Raw genomic sequence first — 11659 nt, forward strand, 5'->3', positions numbered from 1 at the left:
GTGCATTCCGGCAGATTCCGCGGACTTTCGGCACAATCGGTCTTTTCAGCGCGTGAAACCAGCGCGATGCCGGATGCATCGCGATCCGTCACGCTTTCGGAAAGCCGCAATGATCCCCTTCTCGCTACTCGACCTTTCCCCGGTTCCGCTCGGCTCGACGCCGGCCGACGCCTTCGCCCATTCGCTCGATCTCGCCCAGCACGCCGAGCGCTGGGGTTATCTGCGCTACTGGCTCGCCGAGCACCACAACATGACGGGCATCGCCAGCGCGGCGACCGCCGTCGTGATCGGCCATATCGCGGCGGGCACGAAGACGATTCGCGTCGGCTCGGGCGGCATCATGCTGCCGAATCACGCGCCGCTCGTGATCGCCGAGCAGTTCGGCACGCTGGCTTCGCTGTTTCCGGGACGCATCGATCTCGGACTCGGACGCGCACCCGGCACCGACCAGACCACGGCGCGAGCGCTGCGCCGCGACCTGCACGGCAGCGCCGAATCGTTTCCCGATGACGTCGTCGAATTGCAGCGCTACTTCGCCGATCCGGTCGAAGGCCAGCGCGTGCGCGCGGTGCCCGGCGCCGGCCTGAACGTGCCGATCTGGCTGCTCGGCTCGTCGCTGTTCTCGGCGCAACTCGCGGCCGCGCTCGGGCTGCCGTTCGCGTTCGCGTCGCATTTCGCGCCGGATTATCTGCTGACCGCGCTCGAGGTCTATCGCAAGCAATTCCGCCCTTCCGCGACGCTGCAAAAGCCCTACGCGATGGTCGGCGTGAACGTGTTCGCCGCCGATACCGCCGATGAAGCACGCTTTCACTTCACGTCGCTGCAGCAGCAGTTCATCAATCTGCGGCGCGGCACGCCCGGACAATTGCCGCCGCCGGTCGAGTCGATCGCGTGGAGCGACGCCGAGCGCGCGGGCGTCGAGCATTCGCTCGCGTGTTCGGTCGTCGGCGCGCCCGCCGATGTCGAAGCCGGGCTGCGCTCGGTCATCGATCAGACGCAGGCCGACGAGCTGATCGTCACCGCGCAGATCTTCGATCACAAGGCGCGTCTGCGCTCGTTCGAGCTCACGAGCCAGGCGCGCGACGCGATCGGCGCGAGCGCCTGAACCATCGGCCTGAGCAGAGAAAATTAGGGGTCGCAAGGCTTCGACGGGTCTCCCGCTTTACGCGCGCGCTTTTGACAGGCAATAATGAGATACCGGAGGACGGCGCGGGCCGCGCCATCCTTCGCGTCCGCTTCACTTGCCAAGTTGAAACTCCGCATGGCGCGCCCGATATTCGTGCATGCCGGTGTTCGGCGCGGCGACACAACAACAACGACGTCGCAAGACGGGAGGAAGAATGTCGATGCCGAGAAGCGCCGCCACTGGCGCCATGACGCTCCTGACGGAATACGACGATGCCAGCGGACAGGAAGTGCGTTCGCTGCGCCTCGAACCGGCAGCGGACGGCAAAGCCGTACTGCTGATTGAAATCGACGAGCGCAAACCCGGCATTCACCGCGAAGTGCGTTATGAAATTACGCCCGCGGAGCTGATTGCCGCCATTCGCGCGCACGGTGCCGAATTACCTGGGGAACAACACAGTCGTTAAAACGTTTTAATAGTTGCCATCGGCAGCATACAATAGAGTTAGCGAGGTTTCGGCCGCCATGCGGAATTGGCGGAGCGGCTTCGCCATCGGTTCGTGGCTCCCCACGTGACGTTCCGCGCGCTTCCCGTTCGCGCGTCCGTCACGGCGATGCTCGGGCGGGCGAACGTTCGCATTGGTGGCAATGCACACATTAAAGGCAGAGTCATCGCGCGAATTAATAGGCGTGCGGTAATACACTAATTGACGCGTGCCATGCGCTGCGTCACGCTTCATAAAACACATATATTCAAGTCATCGAACCGCCCCGGTCCGCGCGGGGTTTCGGTTCGTCCTCTGAAAATCAAAAAGCTGAATCAGGAAAGCCGTGGACGAAAGAAAGCGAGACAGCATCATTGCGTATTTGCGCAGCCGAATGGCTGAGTTCGGCATTTCGGAAAGAGCGTTGGCCGAAGCATTGGCCGAAGCGCCGGCGGAGAATCCGCCGCCGCCCTCCTTCACCAAGACCAACGGAACTCATGGCGCACCCAAGGCAAAGCGGCCGATGCCGCAATTGCCCCTGATACCGCATTCGTCGGATGCCGGGGCGCCGATATTCCGAAACGCGAGCGGCGATACGTGGGACGGCATCGGCGATATGCCCGAGTGGCTCAAGCGTGCGGTGCACGCCGGGCAGGACATCGAGTTTTATCGCGTTTGAGCGTCGTCGGCACATTGCCGAGGCAGGCCGCGCCTCGCTGGCGGCGGTTCGCGCGCGTCCTTTGAAACGCAGACCCGGTACATTGCGCCCAGCGCGCTCGCCGGTCGCGTTTTCGCTGCTCATAGGCAGCGTTCATAGGCAATTCACAGGGATTTATCAAGCCCAAAAAATTTTCGCCGATGGTTGCCCATCGAGCCTGAAAACGTTTATTGATACTTCTCTGTAAGTCGGCTCCTATTCGAGCCACGCATCGGCCTGACGTCAAGCACGCCCGATCAAGTCCCGCCGTCTCCATTCGACCAGGGGGCACGCATGAACGCATACGGACGCCGCAACGTTGCACCCGCCGCTCGCCGGCATCGACCGACACAGGAACGCGCGCGAGGCACCGGCTCGGGTTCGCACAGTGGCGCCTGACGTCCCGGTCAACCGAAGTAATCCTAACGATCGAGCGGCGCGCGCCATGCTCTCCCGTCCCGACACACTGCCGAGCGTCGTGCGGCGCATGACGGCCGGACGCATGCTGCTCGGTGGCGCGTCGGTCGAGGCGGTGGCCGAGGCGCTGCATCTTTCCTTGCAAACGGTGCGGCGTTACAAGGCGATCGTCGACGAAGGCGGCCTCGACGCGCTCGGCAAGATGGGCGTGGGCGGGCGCGCGTCGGTGCTGGATCGCGAGGCGCTCGACTGGATCGCCGCCGCGCTGCGTGGGCCCGCGCGCGCGCATGGTTTCGAGAGCGATACGTGGACCAATGCGCGTCTGCGCGAACTGATCGAGCGGCGCTACGGCGTGCGTTACTCGCGCGTCTATATCTGGCAGATCGCGACGAACCTCGGGCTCGGACATTTGCTGTCGAAGTCGCGCCGCTGAGCGCGTTCCGCAAGTTGACTGAAGCAACACGAACATAAGGAGGCACGGCATGTTCCGCTCGTCATCTCAAGCTTCGCATCGTTCGGTCAGGATTCTCGCCGCCTGCGTGGCGCTCGCTCTCGGCGCGATCGGAAGCGCATCCGCCGACGATGCCGCGTCCGCCCCGACGACGCGCGGCGCGGCGGCCATCGCGCAGGTGCAGGCGCGCGTGGTCGGCATCGATCCGACGACGAACAGCGTGTCGCTGCAGGGTCCGGGCGGGCGCGTCGTCGAAGTGGCGGTGAATCCCGAAGTCGGCGATGTGAAGAAACTTCAGCTCGGCGATATCGTGAACATCGAATATCGCAGCGCGGTGCTCGTGAGCGCGACGAAGGTGAAGTCGAACGGCATCCGCGAGCGCATCGACACGGACGCGTTGATTCCCGCGTCGGGGGGCGTGGCGGCGGAGGCGCGCGTCGTCGAGGTGATCGGGACGATCGAGCGCGTCGATGCGAAGAACCGGCGCATCACGCTGCGCGGGCCGAACAAGACGGTGACGCTGCAAGCCGCGCCGGATGTGCCGCTCGCCGGGTTGAAATCCGGGGATATGGTGCACGCGCGGTTCGAATCGGCGACCGCCGTGCAGGTGATGCGCGGCGGCCAGGGGATCAAATGAATGTGTGCGGTTGTCCACAGTTTCGGGCACACACCCGCAGACATCCCGGTAGGCCGTACGTAACCGCCTGAATCACTCGGATTTGGTAACGAACCGGTGCTGATGCCACGCGAGCCGCGTTAGAAATGCATTGAAAGGGGCGGTAGGCGCCCCAACATCGAGAAGCGTCCAACGTTCGCCCCGCCCCTGCGCCGGGCTGTTCACCCGAGCTCCCGGCGCGCGATTCAGGCCTGAGTTAAAGCAGTGTCTTGAACCGATCTATGATGTTCTCGCGCAGCGTCGCAAACTGAAGAAGCTTTTGCTTGTCGGGCCGCCAAGCCAGGCCCATCTCCATCAGATCGTAGCGGTCCACGATGGTGGCGCCAGGAAGGGGCTGACCTTGGCCATCACGGGTTCGTCCAAGTACGCAAATGGTGTCTGAGATGTATATGGCCGCATCGATGTCGTGCGAAATTACAATGGTTGTGCTCCATTCGTGTTTTTGCGACACAGTCAGCAGCGTATCGCAGACCATCTGCTTCGCTTGCGGATCCAGGCCCGAGAACGGTTCGTCCATGACTAGGAAGCGCGAGCGGTTTAGCAACTGCTGAATAATGGCGACGCGTTGGCGCTGCCCACCGGAAAGTTGCATTGGATATTTGGAGGCCTGATCGGCCAGCTTGAAATCACCCAGGTAATGGTCGACGGCCTCTCGCGTCTTGTTCGCCCGCTTGGCGGCGATCAACAGGTTGTCCACCACAGTCCGGTGGTTGAACAGGGGATAGTGCTGGCCGACCATACCCACGTCGCCGGCGTGCACGTGCTTGTCGCCGTGTTCGGCTTGGATGCTGACGGTACCGGTCGCTGGTGACTGTAGCCCCGCAATGCAGCGCAACAGCTGAGTTTTTCCAATGCCAGACGGGCCCAGGATCGTCACCACCTGACCTTGGGTCAGGTTCGGGCGAACGATATCGTAGATCTTGAGATTGATGTCACGAAGAATTGGCCTGTCGTAGTGAACGCCGAGGTTCTCGATGGACATGAGGCATTCAGAGCGGGTGTAGCTGTAATCGGCAACGGTGTCGGACATGGCGTAGGAACTCTCTGCTTGCGGTCGGTTTATTCGGTGGCCAAATAGGGACATACGGCTTGACGCACCCAGCCCAAGAACCAGTCCTGCAGAAGGCCGTACAGAAGGATAGTGATCTGAATCGCGAAGACGCCGTCGAGGTTGAAGTAGCGGTTCTGGTTGAGCAGCATCACGCCCACGCCGCCCGAGGAACGCACCAAGCCTTCTACCATGGTCAGCAGCGTCCAGCCGACGGCCGCGTTTTGCCTGACGAGATCAAGGATTGTGTCGAGCTTGCCTCGCAGCACCAGCTCATAGGAAATGCGCCAGCCGTGCATGTCCAGGGTGCGGCAATGGTCGATGCTGGATTGCGGGATGGCCTTCACCTCGGCCATCAAGCTGGTGGTCATGAATACGGTCATGCCGAAGGTGAGCAGGCCCACCTTCAGGTCGTCACCGTTCTTCGTGAGCAGCGTGAAGATGTAGGTGAGGCCGGCGAAACCGAGAAAGCGCAGCGCAGCCATGAATTTGGCGAAGGGCCAAAACAAGGGCGCGGTCGAAAGAAAGACGATGAGCGTCGACAATAGTCCCGCGGCAACCAATGAAATCAGGCTGGTGCGGATGCTTTCAAGCAGGTTCGGCAGAAGGCCTTGGTTGACGATGAGCTGCCGCCAAGCCTCGATGATGCCAACCGGAGAAGGCAGCCACGTGGCTCTCAGCGACAGCCAAATCCCCAGCGTAACGGCTACTTGTACGCCGATAAGGACAACGATACTGCGACGACTGAACCACACATAGGGAGTCCAAAGTGCTCTCATCAAATCTCCTAAAGGAACGGGCGCGTATGCGCCCGTTCTTTGAAACATCCACAAATGAAAAGATCAGGTGCCTGTCTGAACCATGCTGATATCGACTCGGCGATTCTTAGCGCGGCCCTCGGCCGTTGCGTTGTCAGCCACCGGCTGCGCATCGCCGTAGGCGCGCACGCGGATACGGCCTTGCGGGAAACTGCTGGGTGCATTCATCTGCAACCAGGTCTGCACGGCTTCGGCGCGCTTGCGCGACAACTGCAGATTGGCGCTGCTGTCGCCCACGTTGTCCGTATTGCCGGTGATAACCACGGACAGGCCGGACACGGAAATCTGGTTCAGCAGTTCCTCCAGGACAGGAATAGCTTGCGGTTTAAACGAGGCCTTTCCCGTATCGAATTCGATGGACCAGGATTTTTGCGTCACCGTTCGCTGTACCACCGCATCCTGGCGGAACGTGGGCATGTCGGCCGTAGTGACCGGGGCGCTCGGTTTGGTGGCTTCCGCGACGCGCTGCAAGTACGCGGTGTTCACCGCCTGCGCGTAGGGAACCAGGTTCGGCATGATGTCGGGATAGAGCTTCTTGCTGATGCCGCCATACACTTCGTAGACACGCTTATAGACCGAATCGTTGCCGTTCAGGCCGAACAGAAACTGGTTGTCCGCCAGGTTGTTCGTGGTGGACCCGCCTAGGTCGACCATGAGGCCCTGCTTGTCGCGTTCAGTGACGCCCTTGAAATACTTGGCCCACCACTGCGGCGTCTGTTCCTTGTGTACTTTCACCAGCACGGCCGAACCCTTGAGGAGCTCTGAGTCGTCGCCGCGGCCAAGCGCGCCCTTGATGCGGTCGGAAGCATCGAACGTGGCCGCCAATATGTTGCTGACGACATCCGGATTCCTCTCGGCCCATTGTTTGTTCACGATGAGCGTGGACGGCATCTGCCACATGTATTCCTTGGTCGATGCCACTGACACCAGGCCACCTCGGTTCATGGCGACCTTGACGTCACCCGGCGTCCAGGTTGCCGTGCCGTTCTGACAGACGCGACGCTTTTCTGCGGTGCGTTTGCCACCTTGCGTGACCGTACGCTCTTCGCAATACCCGGAAATGTACTTTTCATCGGCCTCGGCGAAGCTTGAGGTGGCGACGAAGTTCATGGCATCCGGGTCGTAGGTCTGTTCGTTCGGATTGACGGGGATGCCGTTATCGCCCGCCCACTTGACGCAGATGTTCCAATCACCGTCGCGCAGCACGGCGCCAATCAGTGAGCCCCGGGCTTTCTGTGGATCCGAACGAACGTCCGGTGGAAGCATGCAGCGGTCTTCGCCACGCGAGTAGCCGACCGCACCGACCACTTCGGCGGACTGACCGAACTTGCTCAGTACATCGTCGGTCGCCGCAATGAAGGCCGGCACACCATCGCCCATGATGATCACCATCGGCGTGCCATTGCTCGGGTTGGCAGTGCCTCCCTTATAGTCCTTGGCAAAGCTCGCCATTTCCTCGGTCATCCGGCCGTAGTCGTCCTGCCGTTCGATAAGAAGCTTGACGCCGCGCTGGCCCAGCAGACTGTTCGGCGTGGTTTCCGCATCGCCGTTGGCGTACATCAGCGCGGAGGTGGCGTTCCACGGAATGGTAAGCAGGCGGACGGGGCGGTTCATGCTTGACGCACCGAGGTCGTAGCTCGAGACGTTCGAGCCGCTTGTCGGCATTCCGCTCCGGTCGGAGGGACTGTTCGGCAGCGCGCCCGTGGGAACGTCCGCCGTTACCGTCGTGCTCGAGGGCAGTTTCGAAGTGCCCAGCCAGCCGTTCTGATTTGCCACGGTGACGCCGTAGTCTAGAGCACCGACGATGGCGGCAATGAGGATGAATTTGGGAAGTGGTTTGAGCTTCATGGCTGAGTATTGTTCAAGTCGTTGAATGACTGGTCCGGTCGCGGTGCATCGACGCAAAGAGCGCGCGTTCGACCGTTCTCTTGCGATACGCCATTACCAGCGTCATCGATTGGATCAGGCGGAAAAATTTCAAAGAACGGCCTTGGCGCTTGAGACAGTCATGCGTCAAGACTCCGGTGGAAGTGACTCCAGAAATCGCACTTCCTGGCTGGAAGCGGCGGCGCTCGACGCGCGGCCCGGATTGAGCGAGGCGACGGTGTCCTGATCCATTAACAGGTTGTTGCTGTTGCGCTCCCACTCCTCGAGCTTCTTCATCGCGTCGGCTTCGAACACACCGTTCTCCAGGTCCATGCCCGAGACGAAGGATTCGGACACGCGGACGAAGTCTTCGATCTGGCCGATCTTGCTCGCATAGTCGACAGCCAGGTACTCCATGGATGCGTTGTACATGTCGCGCCCTGCGTCCTGCCCCCTGAGGATGCGCATGGCTGCACTCATGGCGCCGTGGGCGGAACGCGTCATTTCCCGCCGCTCCGTTTCCACACGTACCTCTTCCTCCATGTCGGCGATCATGGTTCCGGCGTAATCCTGGTAGCGCGTCAGCACGTTGAACAGAAACTGGGATTTCTGTTCAAGGTCAAGATAGGTCATGTTGGCCTTCTCCAATCGACCATGCTGACGTGATTGCAATAGTAGTTGTTGGTTGTTACCGACTTTCTGCGCCTGCTGCGCGATTTTTAGCGCCTGCTGCGCCTCGCATTCGTTCTTCTTGATGATGTTCTTGAGACGTTGGATGACGCCATTGAGATCGCTGATGCGCGCATCCATCACGGATTTGCTCTTGCGCAAATCGCTGATGTAGTTCTTCAGGATGCCGATTGGATCGATTTCAATGAGAAGACCAGTGATCCAGCGCATTAGGCTCTTGTACGCGTATGCGATCAGCGTCCGGAAGCGCGGGTCGAACACGACATAAAGAATGGCGGCCAGCGCCACACACGTCAAGACGAGAGTTAGCGTATTGGTCGCGATGGACACCAGGTACGGAAGCAGCTTGTACAGCACGGTGATGCCGCCCACACCAAGCAGCGCGGCCACCACCATGCCCATCGTTCCTTCCGGGCGCTCCCAGAACGTTTTGGGCGTGAAACCCTGGGGTGAGAGGTTGCCCTTGTCCATAATGCTCCTGCAGCGGTGTTGGGTTGAAACGAATTAGTCGGTGGCTAACGCCTTGACGTTTTTGCTTTGCGCGGCGAGCCAGTTCTTTTCGTGCTCGACGGCTGCTGAGAACTGCTCGCTAGCGCGGTCGAGTTCGGCTGTCTGGTTTTGAATCTCGACCTTCAGATGAGTTATCTTTTTCTGCTGGGCGTCGATAATTTCCTGCTGCCGGTTCACTTCCAATTGCGCGGCGTCGATTAACGATTTGGCATCTTCGAGACTTTTCTCCCGCTGACCGACTCGTTGTTTGCGTTCGCGGTCGGATTCCTCGCGAAAGCGCAGGCTTTGTGTCTCGAGGTCACGCGCGTGCAGGTCGATGTCCTGCAGCAGGTTGGGTATTGAGCCGCCACTTTGCTGGAGCACAGCGAAGGCCGCTCTCAGGCGCGAGGTTTCGTCGGGGATGACCTTTTCGAGCGCCTGCATGTTGGTTGCGAGTTGACGAAACCCCGTCGCGCGGCTCATCACGGCTTCGTGCAGCCGAGGCGTCATAGGGTTATCAGCCGCAGACGCTGCCGCTTGTGTCGCTGCGGTTGGTTGGTTTGGGGTGACGTTTGGATTGGAACTGCCGGCGTCGCCTTTGGGATTTTCGACGAAGATGGCTTCGCGCAGGCTGTCCGTCAGACGGCCAAAGACTGAGCCAATACCGCCTTCGCCCGTCGTATGCTTCTCCCCAATCGACATGAGATTTCCTTTTCTAAGTGATGTCTGCGGGGCGTGATTGAACCGCAGTGTCGGAGGATAGGGGTCACGGCGGCAAGACGTTGCGTAAAGCGGGTGTAACTGGCGGTGTCCACCATCACCTGCCGATGCCGTGCCCGATGCCATCGACCGTTGTGTGCCCGATGGCGCTTAATGAGCCGGTTTGCGCTTTGGCCATTCTTCGGTGCTTACGCCGCTTCGGCGACAACCGACAACACGAATTCCATCAGAAAGTGGCTGACATAGAGCCCCGGACAGTGATCGTATGTCCTGTAGATTGAGGGCGCTATCGGATATGTCCGAATGCCCTAGCGATGGATTCCGCATTCGGAAGTCGATGGAGGACTCGCCGAGACACACGTATCTCCATTCGGCACGCTAATGGCCCAGATCGCGCGGTGGCGGGCGCGACGCAGACGCTGGCGTTGCTCGACCAAGGCGTGTCGCACATCTGGCCAAACGGACGAGTGGTTCGCGACCAGGCGCGAGCGCGCCATCGCTGCAATGTTTTGCTGTTCACGCGCGTCGCGTTTCTGCGCGGCGGGGTTGATCCCGGATCCGATCTGCGCCTTTACGTCGATGAACTTGAAGCGAATGTCCTTGAGGGTGACTTTAGGCCACGTACCACGGCTGTTTAATTCTCGGCCCCTTCGAATCGGAAGCGATAGCGGAAGGACACGCTGATTTTGCCGTCAAGCCCTATGCGGACCTTGCCCGCGCAGTTTTTGCTGTCGCGCAGCTTCCGGCCATCGTCGGCGACGGTCAGGTCCGTGAGTTGAAGCTCACTGAGTTGAATCGTTTCTGTTCCCAAAATGTTCCCGGTTGGCCGGGTATCGGAAACACTGTACGGTCAAGTTAGGCCGTATATCACTCGTCTCAAACGCTTTTAGTTCAACAAGTTAGATGTTCGGTCGACCGCACAGGAGGCGTAGCAACGCAGCAAAAACCTATCCACAGTTTCTGTGGAGAGCCTTGTGGATAGCCGTGGGAGCATCGCCTCAACGCTTTGATCGCAAAGGCTTTTCCTTCGTGCATCGACAACGCGGCAGCCGCTGAAAAACGAAACGCCCCGCAGGGCGTTTCGTCATCCTCTCAGGCTCGAAGCGCGCCCTTCGCGTCAGAAATTGAAGTTGTCGATATTCGCGGCATCGAAGGTCGTCGGCGGGCCGAGAATCACTTCCCCGCTCTTGCCGACCGTGCGCTTGCCCAGCTTGCCCGCCTCGAACGAATCGCCTTCCTTGCCGGTGATCGTCCCCGATGCGAGATTGGCCGCCGCGAACGCCGCGAGATAACCCAGTTGACCCGGATCCCACAACTGGAACGCCTTGACCGTGCCGTTCTTCACGAACGCGCGCATCTGATTCGGCGTGCCGAGGCCCGTCACGACGACCTTGCCCTTCGCCGGCGAACTGGAGATATAGCGCGCCGCCGCCGCGATCCCGACCGATGTCGGCGCGACGATACCCTTCAGGTTCGGATAAGCCTGCAACAAGCCCTGCGTCTCGACGAAGGACTTCTGATCGTCGTCGTTGCCGTACGCGATCTTCACGAGCTTCATCTTCGAATATTCGGGCTTCTTCAGTTCCTCCTGCATCCACTTGATCCAGGTGTTCTGATTCGTCGCATTGGGCGTCGCCGAGAGAATCGCGAATTCGCCCTCGCCGCCGATCAGCTTCGACAGCAACTGGATCTGTCCGCGCCCGATCGCTTCCGAATCGGCCTGATTGACGAAGATCTGCCGGCCATCGGGCGCCGTGTCCGAGTCGAAGGTCACGACCTTGATCCCTTGCGACATCGCCTTCTTGAGATACGGCACGACCGCGTTGGCATCGTTCGCCGCGATCACGATCGCGTTCTGCCGCTGCGTGATGAGCGTGTTGATGTAGCTCACCTGCGACGACGCGCCCGCATCCGACGGACCCACGACCTTGCCATCGCCCTTGAGCTCCTTGATCGCGGCCATGCCGCCGTCGTCGGCGATCACTTCGTACGGGTTGTTGATCTGCTTCGGCAGGAAAGCGATCTTCAGGCCGCTCTTGATATCGGCGGCGCTCGCCGAAAGCGCCACGGTCGCCGCGAGAAAGGCCGCCGCCAGCGCCGGCCCGCGCAGGAATCGATGAGGTTTATTCATGTTGGCATGTCTCCTGTCATTGCGCATTGGCTGCGCTGGTTGATTA

General features: G+C 60.6%; 11 protein-coding genes. 5 read left to right on the forward strand and 6 right to left on the reverse strand.

Going from position 1 to position 11659, the window contains the following annotated elements; genetic code table 11:
• Positions 1-109: 109 nt before the first annotated feature.
• The 5 genes from BG60_RS12975 (at position 110) to BG60_RS12995 (ending at position 3812) form a co-directional block, all read left to right on the forward strand.
• Positions 110-1105 (forward strand): LLM class flavin-dependent oxidoreductase, encoded by a 996-nt coding sequence (locus tag BG60_RS12975; protein ID WP_008353522.1) that lies wholly within the window; start codon positions 110-112, stop codon positions 1103-1105.
• Positions 1106-1346: 241 nt separating this feature from the next.
• A complete protein-coding gene (locus BG60_RS12980; RefSeq protein WP_008353523.1) occupies positions 1347-1592 on the forward strand; it encodes a hypothetical protein in 246 nt (81 codons plus the stop codon).
• Positions 1593-1956: 364 nt separating this feature from the next.
• Positions 1957-2289, forward strand: a complete 333-nt coding sequence (locus BG60_RS12985) for an H-NS family nucleoid-associated regulatory protein (protein WP_008353524.1) — start codon at positions 1957-1959, stop codon at positions 2287-2289.
• A 463-nt stretch (positions 2290-2752) separates the two neighbouring features.
• Positions 2753-3157 (forward strand): helix-turn-helix domain-containing protein, encoded by a 405-nt coding sequence (locus tag BG60_RS12990; RefSeq protein ID WP_008353526.1) that lies wholly within the window; start codon positions 2753-2755, stop codon positions 3155-3157.
• A 49-nt stretch (positions 3158-3206) separates the two neighbouring features.
• The gene (locus BG60_RS12995; protein WP_008353527.1) at positions 3207-3812 is read left to right on the forward strand and encodes a copper-binding protein; all 606 of its coding nucleotides are present in this window, start codon (positions 3207-3209) and stop codon (positions 3810-3812) included.
• A gap of 235 nt (positions 3813-4047) precedes the next feature.
• Here BG60_RS12995 and BG60_RS13000 read toward each other — a convergent pair whose 3' ends face one another.
• The 6 genes from BG60_RS13000 to rhaS all read right to left on the reverse strand — a co-directional run bounded on the left by BG60_RS13000 (position 4048) and on the right by rhaS (position 11613).
• Entirely contained in the window at positions 4048-4881 is an 834-nt protein-coding gene (locus BG60_RS13000; RefSeq protein ID WP_008353529.1) for an ABC transporter ATP-binding protein, read from the reverse strand.
• Positions 4882-4910: 29 nt separating this feature from the next.
• The gene (locus BG60_RS13005; RefSeq protein ID WP_008353530.1) at positions 4911-5678 is read right to left on the reverse strand and encodes an ABC transporter permease; all 768 of its coding nucleotides are present in this window, start codon (positions 5676-5678) and stop codon (positions 4911-4913) included.
• Positions 5679-5741: 63 nt separating this feature from the next.
• Complete coding sequence (locus BG60_RS36320; RefSeq protein WP_051996505.1) at positions 5742-7565, reverse strand: OmpA family protein; 1824 nt, start codon at positions 7563-7565, stop codon at positions 5742-5744.
• Between the two features lie 165 nt (positions 7566-7730).
• A complete protein-coding gene (locus tag BG60_RS13015) occupies positions 7731-8744 on the reverse strand; it encodes a COX15/CtaA family protein (protein WP_008353532.1) in 1014 nt (337 codons plus the stop codon).
• Positions 8745-8777: 33 nt separating this feature from the next.
• Entirely contained in the window at positions 8778-9464 is a 687-nt protein-coding gene (locus tag BG60_RS13020) for a hypothetical protein (RefSeq protein WP_008353533.1), read from the reverse strand.
• 1135 nt (positions 9465-10599) lie between these two features.
• Positions 10600-11613 carry a rhamnose ABC transporter substrate-binding protein gene (gene rhaS / locus BG60_RS13025; RefSeq protein WP_008353534.1) on the reverse strand — a complete coding sequence of 338 codons (1014 nt, stop codon included), beginning with the start codon at positions 11611-11613 and terminating at the stop codon, positions 10600-10602.
• Positions 11614-11659 lie beyond the last annotated feature (46 nt).

This window comes from Caballeronia zhejiangensis, from assembly GCF_000698575.1.
Classification (GTDB): domain Bacteria; phylum Pseudomonadota; class Gammaproteobacteria; order Burkholderiales; family Burkholderiaceae; genus Caballeronia; species Caballeronia zhejiangensis.

What these genes read in the sequence shown, in the direction of transcription:
- BG60_RS12980 (WP_008353523.1), top strand. Translation starts at nt 1,347, where the DNA reads ATGCCGAGAAGCGCCGCCACTGGCGCCATGACGCTCCTGACGGAATAC.
- BG60_RS12975 (WP_008353522.1), top strand. Translation starts at nt 110, where the DNA reads ATGATCCCCTTCTCGCTACTCGACCTTTCCCCGGTTCCGCTCGGCTCG.
- BG60_RS13015 (WP_008353532.1), bottom strand. Translation starts at nt 8,744, where the DNA reads ATGGACAAGGGCAACCTCTCACCCCAGGGTTTCACGCCCAAAACGTTC.
- rhaS (WP_008353534.1), bottom strand. Translation starts at nt 11,613, where the DNA reads ATGAATAAACCTCATCGATTCCTGCGCGGGCCGGCGCTGGCGGCGGCC.
- BG60_RS13020 (WP_008353533.1), bottom strand. Translation starts at nt 9,464, where the DNA reads ATGTCGATTGGGGAGAAGCATACGACGGGCGAAGGCGGTATTGGCTCA.
- BG60_RS13000 (WP_008353529.1), bottom strand. Translation starts at nt 4,881, where the DNA reads ATGTCCGACACCGTTGCCGATTACAGCTACACCCGCTCTGAATGCCTC.
- BG60_RS13005 (WP_008353530.1), bottom strand. Translation starts at nt 5,678, where the DNA reads ATGAGAGCACTTTGGACTCCCTATGTGTGGTTCAGTCGTCGCAGTATC.
- BG60_RS36320 (WP_051996505.1), bottom strand. Translation starts at nt 7,565, where the DNA reads ATGAAGCTCAAACCACTTCCCAAATTCATCCTCATTGCCGCCATCGTC.
- BG60_RS12990 (WP_008353526.1), top strand. Translation starts at nt 2,753, where the DNA reads ATGCTCTCCCGTCCCGACACACTGCCGAGCGTCGTGCGGCGCATGACG.
- BG60_RS12995 (WP_008353527.1), top strand. Translation starts at nt 3,207, where the DNA reads ATGTTCCGCTCGTCATCTCAAGCTTCGCATCGTTCGGTCAGGATTCTC.